Source organism: Paenibacillus cymbidii (assembly GCF_004764705.1).
Lineage (GTDB): Bacteria > Bacillota > Bacilli > Paenibacillales > NBRC-103111 > Paenibacillus_AN > Paenibacillus_AN cymbidii.
The window spans coordinates 218,385-236,485 of sequence record NZ_SHLX01000013.1; the positions used below are offsets into that span (position 1 = coordinate 218,385).

The window sequence follows — 18,101 nt, forward strand, 5'->3', positions numbered from 1 at the left end:
CATTATTCATGCTCATTCGGCCCCGATCGCCCACAAATGGCCATCCAGGTCCTGGAATCCCCATTGATACATGAAACCGTGATCTTCCGGTTCGGTAACGATTTTCCCGCCCAATGATGCCGCCGTTTTGACGATTTCGTCGACTTTCTCCCGGCTTTCAACGAACATGGCGATGGTCAACTGCGCATGCTTGTTGGTGTCGACGATTTCTTTATTCGTAAGAGTCTGGAAGAAATCTTCCGTTGTCAGCATAACAAACGTTTTCTCGCCAATCACAATGCAAGCCGACTTTTCCTCGAGGGCGAACCGCATATCAAACGCAAAGCCGAGCCCCGTGAAAAACGCCACGGATTGTTTTACATTCCGCACATGCAAGTTCACAAAAAATTGCGTGGCGGTCAATGCCATTTCACTCACCTCAGAAATTTGTTTTTGGGATTCTTATTTATTTAGACGCCGTCCCATTGCTATATTCATCGGTCTAATTGTTCCGGAAGCCCAAATCGCGAAAATAATGGGGTGTTGATGAAATCTTGAAGGTGAAAGATCTTCTTGTCCTTCATCACCATGACGTGAATTCCCCTGAAATACCCTTCATCATTATGAATAAAAAGAAAGTTAAGGCTTCTCCATGTGCCCTAACTTTCTTTTTACGAATTAAGCCAAACGATTACTGAAAATCCACCAACTAAGTATATGGTGTTTGTTTTTAGCAAGGTTGGTGGAGCTGAAGCGCGGCAGAGCAGATAAACAATTTCCCACGTTCTAAACCATTGCCGCTGTCGCTGCTTGATGATGACCGGCATTATTTGATGGCATCAAGGTAAGATCGACCCCAAGGGCCATAGCCACCCTGATAATCGTATCAATACGGGGCGCAGTTGTATCACTCTCAAATCGAGCGATTGCAGATTGCTTCATTCCTGCTATTCTCGCCAACTCAGCTTGAGTCCACCCGTTGCTCTCCCTTATCTTGATCAGCGCAACAACCATTTCAGCCCGCTTGCGAATAATCTCAATCTCCCTTTGACTCTCGGGGCTCATATCGTTTATCATATCGTCCCAAGTTTTCATGAGAATCACCTCCTTTTCTTACCCTTCTTCATTTTTTCCCCAACATCTTCTATTGGATCTTCTCTTATGTATGTATCCCTTAACCGTCTTGCTTTCGCCAGCTCGAGCTTGTCTGTCTCATCATCGTCCTTCGTGTAATGAGATAACATGATAAAGTGATTTCCATTCCATAGGCACATAAATATTCTTTCGTCTAGAGGTCTCAATTCATATAAATTGTCATTTTCTTTACCCTTGAGGTCCTTAATAATTTTTGCACCGGCACGACCCCTTATATCCCGTCTGAAAATGTCCTATGGAGCATAAAAAGCACTCCCCTAATAGGAAGTGCCTTTCGTCTTTGAATGGCTATCAGATACTAGGTAATTATTTTTCTAATCGTTCCGGAAGCCCAAATCGCGAAAATAATGGGGTGTTGATGAAGTTTTGAAGGTGAAAGATCTTCTTGTCCTTCATCACCATGACATGAATTCCCCAGGGGATCAAGCAGGTTTGGTCAGGACTCGGCATATACTGCGCCAAAGCCGGATAACCGCCATTCACCTGAGTCGGCAGAAACCGCGACCCGACACAATGCCAGCGTGTAAGCGAGAAAAATTGGAACAAATCGTCCTTGCCTCGTACCCACATAGGGAAAGGCGGCATCGACATATGGCCTTCTTCATGAAACAAGGCTACCAGCGCATGGATATCAAATCGTTCAAAAGCTTCCACATACCGTGAAACCAGCTCCTGATCAGGCTGTTCCTCCATCAAGCTGTATTCCTCCGAACGGAGCTTCGCCCGGTCCATCGTTTCTCTGGCTCTTTGCAAGGCGCTGTTCACTGCTGCCGGCGTCATTCCCAACGATTCTGCAATCTGTTTGGCGGACCACTCAAATACGTCTTTTAAAAGAAGAACGGCACGTTGGCGTGGAGGCAACATTTGCAAAAGGGTAATAAAACAGAGTTGAAGCGTATCTTTGCGGATGAGTACATCTTCCGGATTGTCCGAAAATGCCGGGGCAGGCCAGACCCAGGATGAGTCGGGGAGCGTTTCACTGGGTACGATAATGGACGCCGCGGGGCCGGAAAAGTCAACGGGACGAATTCGCCGTTTCACTTGTCTCAGCTTGTCCAGGCATATATTGGAGGCAATCCGATAAACCCATGTTTTGGGCGAGGATTCCTGTCGGAATGAGCTCCAGCTTTGCCAGACCCGAATAAAGGTTTCCTGAACGGCATCGTCTGCGTCATCGATCGATCCCAGCATTCGATAACAGAACGATGTCAACTCCGGTTTTAAGCTGTCAAATAACTGAAGCTCCGGTCCACCATGCTGCAGTGCGGTTTCGTTCATTTGGGCCTCCTACGGTCTACAGAAAATTCCTTCAAAATCCTTGCAGCAGCCTCCAACGAATGAATTCCTTTTGCAATATCCACCATAAACTCCACGGCGTATTCACGTTCCATTCTTACCTGTTTGCCATTAACCATAAGAAACGATTTGGTAACCAAATAGGCTGTCCGTTTGTTCCCATTGTGGAAGCAATGATTCTTTACCAGTGACTCTAGCAAGGCCGCAGCTTTGTCAAATAAATCGGGATAAGCATCTTCTCCAAAAACACTTTGTTGCGGTCTATGTACCGCAGATTCCAGCAAGCCGTGATCCTTCACTCCTGCCTGGTCTGCGTCGTTCATTTTTCGCATCATGAAATAGTGGGCTGAAATAACCTCTTCTTTCGTTAGAAATAGGATCATTTCACCGATTCCTTAAGTCTTCGAGAATACCCTCGTCTTCTTCAAACACATCAAAAAACGCTTCAAGAACTTCCAGTCTTACATTTTCGGGAAGTTGAGCTTGCCGAACCTTTTTCAATACCACTTCACCGCGATCATTTTCCACAAATTCGATCTCATCGCCTTGTGAAACATTCAATTTTTCGGCCAGGCTTTTGGGCAAGCTTACTCCCAGGCTGTTGCCCATTCGTCCTATTTTGCGGGAATAACGCATCGCATTTGATTTATCGTTTGCCACTTTGGCCACACCTTCCATTACTATTCTGCTCTCTATAAGTATTATCCACGCTTATTCCATTATACCTTATAATCGTAATAACTTTTATAACGTATGTACGTATTAATAAAAATAAAGCAGCAACACCATCCTTATGCGGATGGTGTTCATGGTTGTTGAGCCGAGAGGAGTATTGATTCCATCATCAGTCTTTGTACGGATCGAATTCATCCGCGCCGGCCATGCATACGCCGATCGGCTTAAGCACGTGCAGCACCTCGATCGTCTCCGCATGGGCATCCAGCACCTCCTGAAGCTTACGGTACACGAATGGGCTTTCGTCCGTTCCGGCACCACGAAGTTCGACGCCGAAATCGCGAACGGCTTTATCCATCTGCTCGGCGGAAATTAGACCTCCGGAGCGAGTGCGGGTTTTCCAATTCATTTTGCCCGCGGCTTGCGTACGGCTCATGATCCGACCGGCCCCATGCACGGTGCTGTAAAAAGATTCTCGATTTTCGATCGTATCTTTGCCCTGCACGATGACCGAGATGTCGCCCATGCTGCCGCCGATAAAGCCGAGTTGGCCCGGTGCCGATGGTGTCGCGCCTTTGCGGACGACGATCGTCTCTTTGCCTTCATGCCTTTCCCGCCAAGCGTAATTGTGATGGTTATGCACTTCGAAATCCGCCTCGGTTCCGAGGATGGCCAGCAGTTGCGCAATGACGTAATCCCGTCCGGCGTATGCGTAACGACCCGCCAGCTTCATAGCGCGGTAGTACATGTCGCCAAGCTCGCTGCCCAGATCGAGCAACACGGGCGGCTGGTCCATCGACTCTCCCGGCGCGTTCGCGAGAAACTCCCGTCCGGCGGCGAGATTTAAAAACCCGCTCGCCGTCTTGTGGCCGAAGCCGCGGCTGCCGAAGTGGTTGCCGATCCACAAACGACCTGTGCCGATCTCTTCGAACAGATCGACGTAATGATTGCCGCTTCCGACCGTTCCAAGCTGCTCGCGTGCCAACGCTTTGAGCTTGTCGTGCTCCTGGCGGCCGACCGTCGCGTAAACGCTCCAATCCGGATCGTCGAACAACTCGTGATCGACTTTCTCACTGTTCACTCGTCCGACGCCAAAGGAAATTTTTCGCGCGATTTGATTCATAATCGCAGATAGCTGCGATTTTATATCCGAAGCCATCAGCTTCGTCCTTACCGCCTTGTTGCCGCAGCCGATATCGTAACCGACGCCCGAAGGCGAGATCTGTCCGTCATAGGCGACCACGCCGCCGATCGGTTGGCTGTACCCTTTATGGTGGTCGGCCATAAGCAGCGTCTGCACGACGTTCCCGTGCTCTGCGCAAGTTTTCGCCTGCGCCAGCGCGCCGGCGTCGGGATTGCCCCAGACGCGCACGCCATGGATCGTTTGGTAAGCCATATTGTTCAACACTCCCGTTGGATGAATTCATTTATTTCCATGCTGCAAGCATAGCAGCACGGAATACGTGACGCTATCTTCGCTTACTGCTCCACCCCTTCAAGCAAAATGGCTTCCATGCGCCTCAACGAAGAATTTTTCGGCTTTGGGACCGCGATAAGGAGTCTTCGTATATCGGTTCGATATGGACGAAGCCACAATCGCCTCCGGTTTCACTCTTGCCGACATTCCCATCGCTTCGATTCTGCCGACCAGATCGGCTACAAACGCCGATGTCTGGTTTCGTTTGGCGTCCGTTCCCGCATCGATATCGATGAACAATTGCAACTCGGCGCCGTGATACACATGGGGCATCACGATATCTTCAAGGACTGCGCGCCTAGCGGGATTAAAATAAGTTGCAATCTCTTGGCTGAATGTCGTCTCCAAGCCAAGCTTTTCTCGAATCGAACCGATCTCCCGGGGAACGATGACTTGCCGATAACAGAACCATGCGCCGCGCCCAGGCCGATGGATGACAATGGAAGTAATAAACTTCGTATGTCCGACGTGAACTTGCGCGTCCGTTCCGATAATGAGTCGGTACGGTACTCGCGGGTCGCTTTTCATAAAGCTCTGAATGCGTCCGAAAACCTCGTCCAGCGTCATGTTTCGTTCGGATAAGTTGCGGAATACCTTTTCGTGGATCATGGGGAATGGTCGTCTTTTCATGAGTGTCGCCTTCAACGCAAGCTTGGCTTCTTCCTTTCCTAGTGAGATGAGTGATGGTGAGCCGGGTTGGATTTGAACCAACGAGCCTCCGGAGAGGAGCAGATTTACAGTCTGCCGCGTTCGACCGCTTCGCTACCGACTCTTATTGGCAGGGGAAGCAGGATTCGAACCTGCGCTAGCCGGTTAACAGCCGGGTGCCTTACCGCTTGGCTATTCCCCTGAATGATGGAGGCGTGGACGGGGCTCGAACCCGCACATCCGGACTTGAAAGGCCCGTGTGTTACACCAATTTCACCACCACGCCGAATGATGGTCGGGACGACAGGACTCGAACCTGCGACCTCTTGCTCCCAAGGCAAGCGCTCCAGCCAAGCTGAGCTACGTCCCGATGGAGGCTACCGAACATTGCTTTGGGGAGACCAACCAGAATCGAACGGGTACTTGCGGAGTCACAATCCGCCGCGTTCGCCTTTTCGCCATGGCCTCCACAAAAAAACAAAAGCTATCTGTCTCCGCCCCCCGCCGATCGGCAAGGAAGGTATCCGGATTCCAGATAGCTCGATTCAAGCAGCAGAGCGCGCCTTCACCCTGCGGGCAAAGTACCGTCCTCTATGTCGAATCGGCTATCCCGAACCATTGTCTCCGGATGGTTCTTATCCTGACGTTGCCATTCGTAATTTCTCATTTCCCGCACCTCCTTTCGTTGCATGTTCATTGCGATATGTACTTTGAAGGGATCAAAAAAAGACCCCTGTTGCTCCCCGATCCTTCCCTACGGCAAATTCAGCCATAGAAAAAGACCGCTCGGCATCAAGCAGTCTTTACGCATACGCTTATGTAGGTAACCCATGATAGGGATCAGGCGGTTGAGTACAACCGTCGAACCAAACCGGATTTGCGTCTGTAAAGAATGCCTGTGTGAGATTGGATGAAGAAGTCATGCGGATGTTTAATCTCTTGCTTCTGATAGAAATTTGGCTGTTCATGGAACGAATGGGCCCATTCTCGACGATTCATCTGCAACATGCTTCAACACTCCTTTCTCGGTTTGAATAGTGATGGTTATCCTAACACCTCAGGTTCAACCATGTCAACCACTATTTTCAAAATCGATGTTTTCGTGAATCCGCTGCCGTATGACCTCGGCTTCATAAACTGATTTTCGCCGAAATCCAGGGCCGCGAACAGGGTGAAAGTATGGCAACGAATAAAGTTGCCATTTTTGTTCCTTGACCATCCGCATATGTTGCAGGTCAAAACCGGCCGACAACGTCGTTTCGATGGCCAAGTTCATCTTAGCGTTAGCGGCAAGAGCGCTCGAATTCGTCTCACCGCTTCCCGCCCCGCCCTTACTTTCCTGCTACCAGGTTATTGTACTTGTCTCTCTCGCGGTCACTGTTGCTGTCGAGGTTGGTCCTGCTGCCAGTGGCCCTCTCAATGAATAGGTCGATTTTGGCCATTGGCTGCTCCTGCTTTAATCACCTGTATAACGGTCGCATCCTCATAAGCGCTTGATTTCACGACAAACGTATGCGTGCCTGCCGCCTTGACTGCTCCTGCCATAATGGTAAGCTTGCCTGCCGCGAGCTTATAGTCCGTATCCTTGGCAAGCGCAAACCCGTCATACGTTACGGAGGTCACCGTGTTGACCAGTAGTCCAACCTTATCTTTGAAGGTAATTACAAAATCGTGCCCGACATCATTGCTTTTTGTTGCGGCTGTCAACGTCACTGCTGCAACAAGCGGAACTTGTACATCCACATTTTTCTCATTCTCTGCTGTATCGACAGCCGTTAAGGTAATCGTCTTGCCAGGCTGAGGCTTTTTCAGACTGATCGAGAAATTGCCTGATTTATCCGCCTTTGCCGTGCCAAGTGTCACAACTCCATCACGAGCCGTAACGGTTGAACCTGCCACTGTAGTACCCGTAATTTTCTTGTCCCCGCCGCTTATCGTATTGACAGACAGCCCAACTGTACCGGCGATGATTTGCTGCTGTGCAAAAGGTTGACTGCGCTGACCCGCGATTACATTCAGGCTCTTGATCGTATAATTCTTCATTGTCGTGCCGTTCAAAGCGTATACGACTACATTGTATTTACCGGCCGGCACATAAGCCAGCACATTCCCCTTGCTGTCTGTATTCGTTAAAGGCCAGACTTTAGCGCCCTGCGAAATCTTCACAACCGCATTCTGAGCGGGAACACCGTCTTCATAGACATTCAAGTATACGGCTCCTGCTTTCGCATCGGTCGATTTCAGATACGTTGGTACAGTTGCAGCAACGTTGACTGTTGCATAACGTGTATTCACCGCTCCATCAGCGGTGTACGAAGCTCTGATCGTCGCTGTACCTTTGCTCAAGCCGGTGACTAAACCGCTGGCATCGACTGAAGCGACCGTCGAATTGGAGGATGCGAAAGTCAAGCCGCTCGTAATCTCACTAACGCTGTTATCGTCATTATTGGCGCGCACAATAGTCGTATGAGTGCCGCCTATGCCCAGCGTGTATTTTGTTGCGTCTAGCGAGATGGAGTCGGCAGGACCAGGTGACGCTGTTGGTGTCGCTGTTGGTGTCGCTGTTGGTGTGGGTGTTGCTGTGGGTGTCGATGTCGGTGTTGCTGTCGGTGTTGGCGTTGGTGTCGGGGTTGGTGTTGGTGTTGCTGTCGGTGTTGGCGTTGGCGTTGCTGTTGTTCCTGTTAAAATTTTGCCGCCGGAACCAACCGCTACAAAAGTGTTATTGCCATGAGTGATGCCATAAAAGGAGCCGCTAATACCATTTTGAGCATCCCAGCTTAGTCCATCATATGAAATAAGAATCCTATTATTATCCCCTACAGTAACAAATCTGTCTTCATCGTAAATGATATCGTACAGGTTCGGATAGGATTCAAGCCCAGACCGCCTTTCCCAGTAAGTACCATCAAATAACGTAGTTACATTTGTGATTATATTACCGTTGTATCCAACAACCACATAGGTATCATTCGCGTAACTAATGCCATAAAGCATAGCTCTGATGCTGAGTTGTATTTTGCTCCAGCTTGTTCCGTCGCTAGAGGACATTACAGTACCCTCGCCACCCACAGCCATAAATTGACCATTTACGTAGCTAACGCGCGGTAGTTTTACATTTCCGCTGCTGACCGTACTCCAACTGATCCCATCCGTTGAAGATAATATACTACCGTATATTGTAGATATCATAAAAGTACCGTTTCCATAAGTTATACTTCCAATGCCTGAGGTGCCGCTGGAATGGCTAGCCCAGCTTGTTCCATTGGCTGAAGTATAAATAGTGCTGTCTCCTATTGCCACAAAGGTATTATTTCCATAGGTTACCCCATAAAGGCTTTCTGCTGTTCCACTTGTTCGGGTAGTCCAACTGGAAGCATCGCTGGAAGTCAATATCGTCCCGGATTCCCCCACCGCCACAAAGGTGCCATTTCCATAAGTTACACCGTTTAAGACATTCGTAGTATTACTGGATTGATCGCTCCATGTCAGACTGGATGGTTGACTTGCAAATGTAAACACAGGGGCAATTGTCGTAAATAACAGCACAACAATTAATAAAGAAATAATGCGTTTGATTTGCATACCCACACGTTCCCCCTATGTTCCCAAAAAAATTCATACTAGAGTTACTTCTATCACTAATTGTCGGCAAATTACGATAAAAACATTAGTTATTTTAACCGGGACTAATGAACTAACGAAAGCGAGAATTCGCCCAACGCATCAGTAGCGCAAATTCGAGAAATGGCAACCGTATGAATGAATGCAAAAGCCTGACCCCCTATCGAGATCAGGCTTAAAGCTTCTTTAGCATATGAATGTCATTAGGCTCCAACGCATACAGCTCGGGATCGGCCTGCCCAGCCAGTTCGCTGCCATAATGGCTGTAGAAGCCGACGGCAGATTGTGTCTCTGTCGAGGAGATATACAGGAAAGCTGCTCCTCTTGCTCTGGCCACCTTTTCCAGTTCAACCATAATCCTCGTTCCGGTTCCCCGCCTGCGGTAATTTCGGGAGACATAAAGCAAATCGACATGCACTTGATCCGAGTTGCTGCCGCGAAGCTTATGCCCAAGCACCCCGAAGCCGACAAGATGACTTTCGTGGTATGCGCCAACGGCATAGCCGCCGCGGCCCACTTCTTCTTTAAATCGGGTTATCAACGCCTTGACCTGCTCTGCGCTCCAAGTCGAACATTCGTGCCCCGCGTCCGATCGTTCCAATTGCCCATTCACCATGCGATAAGTGGCTTCAATCCATTCCGATCGGTCGATACCTCCGATTTGATCGGCTTCCGAGATGGACATGACTCTGATGTGTATTGCGGCGTCCGGCATCGCAGCTCCTCATCTCTGATCCGTTAATGGGTCAAACTTTTATAAAAGAAAATCTCCAGCGGTTCGTGCTCAAGCAGCAAACATCCCGCATCACGATAGCCCAATTTCCGATAGAACTGTTGCGCGTCCTCGTTCGTCAGCGTGGACGTCATGACGCGTTCGAAGCCCCGGCCTTTCATCTCCCGCTCCCAATGTTTTGTCGCATGTCACCAATCTAACGTACCCCTTGGTCTACTACGCTTGGTTCCACTACTGGAATTGGGCTATTTGCATGATAGCGAACATATGGCGGTGAAGCACCACGAATAAAGAACAAAACAAAAAGGCCCTCACGAGGTGCCTCTTCTGACCTTGCCCTCTTCGCAATGATCTCGAACAACTATTTATACCTATCCAAGACCCGCATCGCCCAAACCGGAGGCTCTTCAACACAATGTAGCAGTTGATCCAAGGCGATTTCGGCAATGATTGTAGGCGCATCCGTATTATCGATGATAATGACCTCGTCAGCGATCCCCAAGGCCGGACTCAAATTCTGAAGAGATTGCCCATATCTCCACCGGATGTCCGTCTCGGAGATCCAGTGACCTCCCTGCTCGACTCTGGATGCGACCCGGTCGATATGCATCTGGACGTCCATGAGTCCGATGTAGTAGAGTGCAATCCAATAGCCTTGTTCCTTGGCCATCTGCATATGCCGAAGTGCAAAGCTGCCCGACAACGTCGTTTCGATTGCAAAGTTCATATTAGCGGCAAGGAGCGCTCGAATTCGTTTCACTGCTTCTCGTCCCGCTGCCAAGTCGGCACTCCGTGGGCTTTCCGGATTCAGTTCCTTTGCAATTTTATCGGGGTCAATAATTGTCCCGACAATTTGGCCCATGAGCCTGCTCAACGTGCTTTTCCCCGCTCCGTTCGTGCCGGCAAAAACCGTCATGACCTGTTTACTGTTCATGAAGAACTCGTTCGATCCGTTTGCCCGATTCGTCAATCAATATTTCATACTGCTGGCCATCCGCAGACTCACGGATTCTCTTCTCTTCCCGAATATAGTAAATGGATGCCCCTGCTTCCTTGGCTTCCTTCCTCGCTTGTTCGGCAGCTCGATCAAGAATGGTTTGCAGTTCTTCTCCCTTGGGAAGCATTCTGAGATACTCTCCTTTCAGGCTGTTTTTCCTGCCTGCTTACTTCTTCATTATACACAAAAAATCAGTTCAATCGTCACGCTGTTCTATCCCGTCCATCGTGTCCGAAGCGACACTCGCAGCTTACTTGCGCATTCACACGCGGATTCACTTGCCTCTTAAACGCGGGAACTTTTCACTGTCAAGATAATCGCTAACCCCAAATATTAACAATGGGTATGTCGTTTTCTATCCTTACTTTACTTTCAGCGATCCAGTCCTTAAACCATGGATTGTCCGAACTACTGAAGGTTTCATCCCCATCCCAGTTTCTAAAAGCACCAATGTAAACGATAAGTTCCCTTAGCTTCAGAAATAACGGGATTTGTTTGATCCAATACTCGTCTAGCGAATGCTCAAGAGTATACCCCTCCATAAAATGATTCATGAATCGGCGAGCTTGCTCCTCTCGCAACCCCTTTCCATCCTTTCCACCATAGACATATACCAAATAGTACAGTTGTATCGCTATGTCCTCTACAAACCAACTGTACTGGGCTTCATCAAAATCAAACAGGGTAATTTCTCCATAATCATCTACTCGGAAGTTGCCAACGTTGATGTCGCCGTGAATAAGTCCGTAAACTCTTCCATCTTTAGGTAATGAACAGATCGTCTTAATCAAACTGGAGCAGCTGGTGCGAACCCCAACTTGAGATTTGGGAATTAAATCGATATTTTGCAGAAACCAATTTTGGCTCCAATCATGTCTGGTGCCATTACGTTCTTGAGGTTGATACGATTTCGACAAAGCATGCAGTTTTCCCGTAAGCCGACCGAGCCGCTCATACAAGGTATTGTCTTGTAGGCACTCCGGATATTCGACCCTTCTTCCACAAGCCTTTTCAAATACGGTACAGGTGAAAGATCCTTCAGATAAAAGAATCGCTTCAGTCAATTAACCCTTCTTCGAGAGTATTGGTTTTGAAACCGAAACCCCTTTATTTGCAAGGAATGAAATCCAATCCAATTCACTTTGAACTAAGTTTTCTGATCGATTTGTACTTGGAGTCAATCTCAAAATAAAGCTTTTTTCATCCTGCCTATACTCGTAAACGAGATTCTGATGCCCTCCAACAAAAGAAACTTGGGAATTCCTTGAGCTAAAATGTCCTACTGCATTTTCGAGTACCTCATTATCGATATAATCCTTGCTTTTCATAAAAAAGCCTCCTATCTCATTAGTTGAAAAAAGGCCAAATCAAAAAAACCTGTATCAGGATTTAAGATGATAAGCGCCTTACTCCCTCAACTTAATGAAACGAAAGCCCGGTGACATACATAAGCCTCTTTTCAAAAAAATGTATCCTACAAAATGAAGTGTATCGACAAAACAAAATATTATCAATACCTTCCAAAAATGAAAAGCCAGTTAAGCTTGAACGCCTAACCGTCTTTTCATTAGTTGATCCGCATTATGCTGAGGTTATTGAAATCAGCCCAGTGATTCCAACAACGTTTTCAATTGCGGATCAAGCTCCAGCATATTCAAGATGATCTGCAACGCTTCCCTGCGGGTGGCATTACCTTTGGGATCAAATATACCATTCCCTTTGCCGCTAAGGACGCCAGCTTGCGCTGCAGCCCGTATCTCGTTTGCTGCATAAGAGTCATTCAAATCAGTGAATTTTCCTTGCGCCGTGTCCTTCGGCACGTTGTTTATGTTTAGAATACGGGATATCATGACGACCATTTCTTCGCGGGTAATCGTGTTATCCGGCCTGAACGTACCGTCCTCATAACCGTAGATAATCCCCACCGCTACAAGGTTCTGGATAGCATCTTTTGCCCAGTTGCCTCCAATGTCATTCAACACAACACCCGAACTGTTGCCACCTTGAATTTCGAATACGCGATTCAGAATCACTGCAAATTCTGCGCGTGTAATTGAAGCATCCGGCTTAAACGTGCCATCTGCGTAGCCTTCAATTATGCGCAATTTAGTGAATATATCCGCTGTTTGTTCCGCCCAGTGCCCTTGAATGTCGACAAAATCGATTTGCTTATTTGCTTTCTTCGCTTCCGCTACTTTGGCTTCGATTCTTTGGATGAACGCGGCGAAATCAATAATGCTGCTAAATACATCCGTCATTGGCTGCTCAAGAGCAGGCTCCGGTTGTGAAGCAGGTTCCGGTTGCAAAGGAGGCTCCGGTTGCGGAACAGGCGTTGACGATGAAGTCGGTGTTGATGAACTACTGCTATTCACGAACGGTGCGCTTGGCGTCACCGGATTAGAGGTCCCGGAAGCCGTGCTGCCACCCGCGCTATTAAAAGCTTTCACTGTAAATGTATACGTTGTTCCGTTGGATAGCCCCGTTACCGTAATCGGGCTTCCCGTCCCAGTGACCGTATGATTCCCCGGCATGGCTGTAACCTCGTAGGAAGTGATGGCGCTTCCTCCATTCGCCGGCGCGGTGAAGCTGACGATAGCCTGCCCATTGCCAGCCGCCGCGGTTACATCTGCCGGGGCTGCCGGAACGGTTCGCGGCGTTGTGCTTACTTCATTGGACGCTGCGCTGTCTCCTGCCGGGTTCGTAGCTTTGATGACAAAATAGTACATCGTGCCATTCGCTAATCCCGTTGCCTCATAACTGTATACAGAACCGCTGACGGAAGCTTCTTCTAATCCATAAGCTCCAGAAGTCGTGCTTTTGAAAATTTGATAACCTGTAGAGCCGATTACCGGATCCCACGTTAGGCTTATTCGACTATCCCCCAGTGTGGCAGGCGCGAGTATTGGCGCTCCAGGTATGGGCCACGGGAGTGTCACAGACCGGCTCGCAATCTGCGCCAAGCCTGCCGCATCAAAAGCGAGCTGCGCTCCAGTCACCTCGGCGGAATTTGTTGCGCCAAGACCGGTAAAGGTCGCCACACCCGCACTCGCCGTCGCGGTGGCCGTTCCCGTCAGCGTCCATGCACCGGCATCTTTCTTCGATACCGTCACAACCGTGCTGCTGTCGCCCGTGCTCGTATTCCCGTAAGCATCAAGCAGCGTTACGACCGGCTGCTGCGCGAACACACCTCCATTGCTCGCTGGAGCGGTAATGTCTGTGGTCAGCTTCATCGAAGCAGCAGCGCCCACTATTGGCGTGATGCTCAGCATGTTTGTCGCCGGCGTTGCCACATCCGCCACGCTGAACCCAATCGTTTGCGACGTCTCCGCCTTGTTCAGCTGCAAATTCGGTGTGGCCATGCCATTCGTGAACGTAACACTGATCGTATTCGGCCCGGCGGTCAGGGCCGCCCCGTTAAAGCTGCCATAAGAATTGTCCGGCGCTTGCGCGTAGCCGGAAATCGTCACATCATGCGCCCCGCTGAACGTCGTATCCGTGTTGCCCAGCGCGTTCTTCACCGTCAGCGTGATCGCATCGTCCTCGCCGGTTTCAGGCGTCGTCGCGGCGGCGGATGCGCTGACCGTTTGCGCCGGTGCAGGAGCAGGAAGCGTGACGGTCATGCTCGCAATCTGCGTCAAGCCTGCCGCATCAAATGCGAGCTGCGCTCCCGTCACCTCGGCTTCGTTCGTTGCGCCAAGACCGGTAAAGGTCGCAACACCCACGCTCGCCGTCGCGGTGGCCGTTCCCGTCAGCGTCCATGTACCGGCATCTTTCTTCGATACCGTCACAACTGTGCTGCTGTCGCCCGTGCTCGTATTCCCGTAAGCATCAAGCAGCGTCACGACCGGCTGCTGCGCGAACGTGCCTCCATTGCTCGCCGGAGCGGTAATGTCCGTGGTCAGCGCCATCGAAGCCGTGTTGCCCACTGTTGGCGTGATGCTCACCGTATTCGTCGCTGGCGTTGCCACGCCCGTCACGCTGAACCCGATCGTTTGCGACGTCGCCGCCTTGTTCAGCTTCAGATTCGGTGTGGCCACGCCACTTACAAACGTGACGCTGATCGTATTCGGCCCGGCGGTCAGGGCCGTTCCGTTGAAGCTGCCATAAGAGTTGTCCGGCGCTTGCGCGTAGCCGGAAACTGTCACATTATGCGCCCCGCTGAACGTCGTATCCGTGTTGCCCAGCGCGTTCTTCACCGTCAGCGTAATCGCATCATCCACCCCGACTCCGGGCGTCGCCGCGGCGGCGGATGCGCTGACCGTTTGTGCTGGCGCAGGGGCCGGAAGCGTGACGGTCGTGCTCGCAATCTGCGTCAAGCCTGCCGCATCAAAGGCGAGCTGCGCTCCCGTCACCTCAGCCGTATTCGTTGCGCCAAGACCGGTAAAGGTCGCAACACCCGCGCTTGCCGTTGCTGTGGCCGTACCTGTCAGCGTCCACGTACCGGTATCTTTCTTCGATACCGTCACGACCGTGCTGCTGTCGCCGGTACTCGTATTTCCATAAGCATCAAGCAGCGTCACGACCGGCTGCTGCACGAACGCGCCTCCATTGCTCACCGGAGCGGTAATGTCCGTGGTCAGCGCCATCGAAGCCGTGTTGCCCACTGTTGGCGTGATGCTCACCGTGTTCGTCGCTGGCGTTGCCACGCCCGTCACGCTGAACCCGATCGTTTGCGACGTCGCCGCCTTGTTCAGCTTCAGATTCGGTGTGGCCACGCCACTTACAAACGTGACGCTGATCGTATTCGGCCCGGCGGTCAGGGCCGTTCCGTTGAAGCTGCCATAAGAGTTGTCCGGCGCTTGCGCGTAGCCGGAAACTGTCACATTATGCGCCCCGCTGAACGTCGTATCCGTGTTGCCCAGCGCGTTCTTCACCGTCAGTGTAATCGCATCTTCCTCGCCGGTTTCAGGCGTCGTCGCGGCGGCGGATGCGCTGACCGTCTGCGCTGGCGCAGGAGCCGGAAGCGTGACGGTCGTGCTCGCAATCTGCGTCAAGCCTGCCGCATCAAAGGCGAGCTGCGCTCCCGTCACCTCAGCTGCGTTCGTTGCGCCAAGACCGGTAAAGGTCGCCACACCCGCGCTCGCCGTCGCAGAGACCGTTCCTGACAACACCCACGTACCGGCGTCTTTCTTCGATACCGTCACGACCGTGCTGCTGTCACCCGTGCTCGTATTCCCGTAAGCATCAAGCAGCGTCACGACCGGCTGCTGCAAGAACCCGCCTCCATTGCTCGCCGGAGCGGTAATGTCCGTGGTCAGCGCCATCGAAGCTGCACTGCCCGCCGATGGCGTGATGCTCACCGTGTTCGTCGCCGGCGTTGCTACATCCGCCACGCTGAACCCAATCGTTTGCGCTGCCGCCTTGTTCAGCTTCAGATTCGGTGTGGCCACGCCATTCGCGAACGTGACGCTGATCGTATTCGGTCCTGCCGTCAAGTCCGTCCCGTTAAAGCTGCCATAAGAGTTATCCGGCGCTTGCGCGTAGCCGGAAACTGTCACATTATGCGCCCCGCTGAACGTCGTATCCGTGTTGCCCAATGCGTTCTTCACCGTCAGCGTTGTCACAACATTCACCCCGACTCCGGGCGTCGTCGTAGCGGCGGATGCGCTAGCGGTTTGCGCTGGCGCAGGGGAAGGAAGTGTTACGGTCGTACTCGTAATCTGCGTCAAGCCTGCCGCATCAAAGGCAAGCTGCGCCCCCGTCACCTCGACTTCGTTCGTTGCGCCAAGACCGGTAAAGGTCGCAACACCCGCACTCGCCGTCGCCGTCAGCGTCCCCGTCAATGTCCAAACGCCTGTGTCTTTCTTCGATACCGTCACAACCGTGCTGCTGTCGCCCGTGCTCGTATTCCCGTAAGCATCAAGCAGCGTCACGACCGGCTGCTGCAAGAACCCGCTTCCATTGCTCGCTGGAGCGGTAATGTCCGTGGTCAGCGCCATCGAAGCTGCACTGCCCGCCGATGGCGTAATGCTCACCGTATTCGTCGCTGGCGTCTCCACGTCCGCCACACTGAACCCAATTGTTTGCGCCGCCGCCTTGTTCAGCCGCAGATTCGGTGTGGCCACGCCATTCGCGAACGTGACGCTGATTGTGCTCGACCCGGCCGTTAATGCCGTTCCGTTGAAGCTGCCATAAGAGCCGTCAGGCGCCTGCGCGTAGCCGGAAACCGTTACATCATGCGCCCCGCTGAACATCTTATCCGTGCCTCCTTTCGAGTCCCACACCTTCAGCGTGATCGCGTCGTCCGCTCCGACTCCAGGCGTCACTGTTGCAGCAGATGCGCTCACCGTATACTTGGGTATCGGAGGATACTTCATTACGGTCGATTTACCCGAATACCCGCCATCCGCATAGACCACATATGGGTTGCCGTAGCTGTCCAGCGCTATATTAGTATGTTGAGAACTACCTGCCGACAAGCCCCCGTTGCCTACGTTCACCCAACTGTTACTGCTACTGTCGTATGACATCACATTCACTTTACCTAAGTATCCACCGTCCGTATATCCAACATAAGGGATGCCGCTGCCGTCGATTGCTATCGATGTATAGGAAGCTACACCCAACGAAAAGCCTGCATTGCCTACGGTCACCCAACTATTACTGCTCACATCGTATTTCTTCACGGTCGCTTTATTGGAGATTCCGGCATCCCTATACACAACATAAGGGGTACCGCTACTGTCTAGCTTTATCGATGTAAACGAAGCTGTAGATGCCGAAAAGCCCGCATTCCCTACGGTCACCCAACTGTTACTGCTCTTGTCGTATTTCTTCACGGTCGCTTTATCGGAGTTTTCAACATCCTCATAGACAACATACGGGGTGTCGCTGCTGTCGAACGCCATCGATGTAGAATTAAGTGTCGAACCTGCCGAAAAGGCTCCATTCCCCACATACACCCAACTATTGCTGCTCACGTCGTATTTCATCATAATTCCGGCATTATACGCAACATAGGGGATGCCGCTGCTATCGATCGCTATCGAGTGAGATCGAGCCTGACCTGGCGAAAAGCCCTCACTGCCAACAGCCACCCAACTGTTGCTGCTCACGTCGTATTTCTTCACGGTCGTTTTTCCCGAAATTCCCGTATCCTCGTACGCAACATACGGGGTGCCGCTGCGGTCGATCACTATCGATATTTCCACCGCATTACCTACCGAAAAGCCCGCATTCCCTACGACCACCCAACTGCTCCCATCGTATTTCATCACTGTCACTTTATTGGCATTTCCATAATCCTCAAAGGCAATATAAGGGGTGTCATTGCTGTCGATCGCTATCGATGTAAATAGTCCCTTGTCTGTCGTAATGCCTGGACTGCCTACAGGCTGCCAACTCATGACAGTAGCCGCCTGAACCGTCACCCGCTGCACGGGCAGCAACGAAGCAACCATACTGATGACCAGCATCCATATCCCAATCCATCCATTCCATTTCCAACGACGCTCTCTTTCTTTCATCCCTTTTCCATTCCTTTCGCTTCGCTCCCTACCTTCATATTAAGAGCGTTTGGT

At 51.1% G+C, this 18,101-nt stretch carries 13 protein-coding genes, 5 tRNA genes and 2 pseudogenes; all 20 read right to left on the bottom strand.

Annotation, left to right across the window (positions count from 1 at the left end; genetic code table 11):
* Positions 1 to 12: 12 nt before the first annotated feature.
* Positions 13 to 408 carry a VOC family protein gene (locus tag EXY20_RS19195; RefSeq protein WP_135553712.1) on the bottom strand — a complete coding sequence of 132 codons (396 nt, stop codon included), beginning with the start codon at positions 406 to 408 and terminating at the stop codon, positions 13 to 15.
* 357 nt (positions 409 to 765) lie between these two features.
* Positions 766 to 1,074 carry a helix-turn-helix domain-containing protein gene (locus EXY20_RS19205; protein ID WP_135553713.1) on the bottom strand — a complete coding sequence of 103 codons (309 nt, stop codon included), beginning with the start codon at positions 1,072 to 1,074 and terminating at the stop codon, positions 766 to 768.
* A 5-nt stretch (positions 1,075 to 1,079) separates the two neighbouring features.
* A complete protein-coding gene (locus tag EXY20_RS40685) occupies positions 1,080 to 1,364 on the bottom strand; it encodes a type II toxin-antitoxin system RelE/ParE family toxin (protein ID WP_135553749.1) in 285 nt (94 codons plus the stop codon).
* Positions 1,365 to 1,440: 76 nt separating this feature from the next.
* The gene (locus EXY20_RS19215; protein WP_135553714.1) at positions 1,441 to 2,412 is read right to left on the bottom strand and encodes a sigma-70 family RNA polymerase sigma factor; all 972 of its coding nucleotides are present in this window, start codon (positions 2,410 to 2,412) and stop codon (positions 1,441 to 1,443) included.
* Positions 2,409 to 2,813, bottom strand: coding sequence for a type II toxin-antitoxin system death-on-curing family toxin (locus EXY20_RS19220; RefSeq protein WP_135553715.1), 405 nt, complete (start codon positions 2,811 to 2,813; stop codon positions 2,409 to 2,411). The genes EXY20_RS19215 and EXY20_RS19220 overlap by 4 nt, the downstream gene beginning before the upstream one ends.
* A gap of 1 nt (position 2,814) precedes the next feature.
* Positions 2,815 to 3,108, bottom strand: a complete 294-nt coding sequence (locus EXY20_RS19225) for an AbrB/MazE/SpoVT family DNA-binding domain-containing protein (RefSeq protein WP_135553716.1) — start codon at positions 3,106 to 3,108, stop codon at positions 2,815 to 2,817.
* A 166-nt stretch (positions 3,109 to 3,274) separates the two neighbouring features.
* Positions 3,275 to 4,501 carry an RtcB family protein gene (locus EXY20_RS19230; RefSeq protein ID WP_135553717.1) on the bottom strand — a complete coding sequence of 409 codons (1,227 nt, stop codon included), beginning with the start codon at positions 4,499 to 4,501 and terminating at the stop codon, positions 3,275 to 3,277.
* Positions 4,502 to 4,600: 99 nt separating this feature from the next.
* Complete coding sequence (locus tag EXY20_RS19235) at positions 4,601 to 5,293, bottom strand: ribonuclease H-like YkuK family protein (RefSeq protein ID WP_328592556.1); 693 nt, start codon at positions 5,291 to 5,293, stop codon at positions 4,601 to 4,603.
* A tRNA-Tyr gene (locus tag EXY20_RS19240) sits at positions 5,267 to 5,354 on the bottom strand. The genes EXY20_RS19235 and EXY20_RS19240 overlap by 27 nt, the downstream gene beginning before the upstream one ends.
* A 4-nt stretch (positions 5,355 to 5,358) precedes the next feature.
* Positions 5,359 to 5,432, bottom strand: a tRNA-Asn gene (locus tag EXY20_RS19245).
* Between the two features lie 6 nt (positions 5,433 to 5,438).
* Positions 5,439 to 5,516: transfer RNA gene (locus EXY20_RS19250), tRNA-Glu, on the bottom strand.
* 6 nt (positions 5,517 to 5,522) lie between these two features.
* Positions 5,523 to 5,600 (bottom strand) — tRNA-Pro (locus tag EXY20_RS19255).
* Between the two features lie 23 nt (positions 5,601 to 5,623).
* Positions 5,624 to 5,698 (bottom strand) — tRNA-His (locus tag EXY20_RS19260).
* A 948-nt stretch (positions 5,699 to 6,646) separates the two neighbouring features.
* A complete protein-coding gene (locus EXY20_RS19265) occupies positions 6,647 to 8,812 on the bottom strand; it encodes a hemoblobin-interacting domain-containing protein (RefSeq protein ID WP_135553718.1) in 2,166 nt (721 codons plus the stop codon).
* A gap of 214 nt (positions 8,813 to 9,026) precedes the next feature.
* Positions 9,027 to 9,566 (bottom strand): GNAT family N-acetyltransferase, encoded by a 540-nt coding sequence (locus EXY20_RS19270; RefSeq protein ID WP_207671300.1) that lies wholly within the window; start codon positions 9,564 to 9,566, stop codon positions 9,027 to 9,029.
* A 23-nt stretch (positions 9,567 to 9,589) separates the two neighbouring features.
* Positions 9,590 to 9,760, bottom strand: a pseudogene (locus EXY20_RS19275) (GNAT family N-acetyltransferase); the annotation flags it as partial.
* A gap of 185 nt (positions 9,761 to 9,945) precedes the next feature.
* Positions 9,946 to 10,518, bottom strand: a complete 573-nt coding sequence (locus tag EXY20_RS19280) for an AAA family ATPase (RefSeq protein ID WP_135553719.1) — start codon at positions 10,516 to 10,518, stop codon at positions 9,946 to 9,948.
* Positions 10,508 to 10,708, bottom strand: a complete 201-nt coding sequence (locus EXY20_RS19285; protein WP_135553720.1) for a hypothetical protein — start codon at positions 10,706 to 10,708, stop codon at positions 10,508 to 10,510. Before EXY20_RS19285 ends, EXY20_RS19280 begins: the two co-directional genes overlap by 11 nt.
* Before the next feature lie 193 nt (positions 10,709 to 10,901).
* A pseudogene (locus EXY20_RS19290) lies at positions 10,902 to 11,909 on the bottom strand (phosphotransferase enzyme family protein).
* A 273-nt stretch (positions 11,910 to 12,182) separates the two neighbouring features.
* Entirely contained in the window at positions 12,183 to 16,898 is a 4,716-nt protein-coding gene (locus EXY20_RS39890; RefSeq protein ID WP_235886096.1) for an S-layer homology domain-containing protein, read from the bottom strand.
* Positions 16,899 to 18,101: the final 1,203 nt, after the last annotated feature.

Excerpts from the sequence above, each read along its gene's own strand:
- EXY20_RS19225 (WP_135553716.1), bottom strand. The coding sequence starts at position 3,108 with ATGGAAGGTGTGGCCAAAGTGGCAAACGATAAATCAAATGCGATGCGT.
- EXY20_RS19265 (WP_135553718.1), bottom strand. The coding sequence starts at position 8,812 with ATGCAAATCAAACGCATTATTTCTTTATTAATTGTTGTGCTGTTATTT.
- EXY20_RS19270 (WP_207671300.1), bottom strand. The coding sequence starts at position 9,566 with ATGCCGGACGCCGCAATACACATCAGAGTCATGTCCATCTCGGAAGCC.
- EXY20_RS19230 (WP_135553717.1), bottom strand. The coding sequence starts at position 4,501 with ATGGCTTACCAAACGATCCATGGCGTGCGCGTCTGGGGCAATCCCGAC.
- EXY20_RS19285 (WP_135553720.1), bottom strand. The coding sequence starts at position 10,708 with ATGCTTCCCAAGGGAGAAGAACTGCAAACCATTCTTGATCGAGCTGCC.
- EXY20_RS19215 (WP_135553714.1), bottom strand. The coding sequence starts at position 2,412 with ATGAACGAAACCGCACTGCAGCATGGTGGACCGGAGCTTCAGTTATTT.
- EXY20_RS19195 (WP_135553712.1), bottom strand. The coding sequence starts at position 408 with ATGGCATTGACCGCCACGCAATTTTTTGTGAACTTGCATGTGCGGAAT.
- EXY20_RS39890 (WP_235886096.1), bottom strand. The coding sequence starts at position 16,898 with ATGAAGTATCCTCCGATACCCAAGTATACGGTGAGCGCATCTGCTGCA.
- EXY20_RS19220 (WP_135553715.1), bottom strand. The coding sequence starts at position 2,813 with ATGATCCTATTTCTAACGAAAGAAGAGGTTATTTCAGCCCACTATTTC.
- EXY20_RS19280 (WP_135553719.1), bottom strand. The coding sequence starts at position 10,518 with ATGAACAGTAAACAGGTCATGACGGTTTTTGCCGGCACGAACGGAGCG.
- EXY20_RS19205 (WP_135553713.1), bottom strand. The coding sequence starts at position 1,074 with ATGAAAACTTGGGACGATATGATAAACGATATGAGCCCCGAGAGTCAA.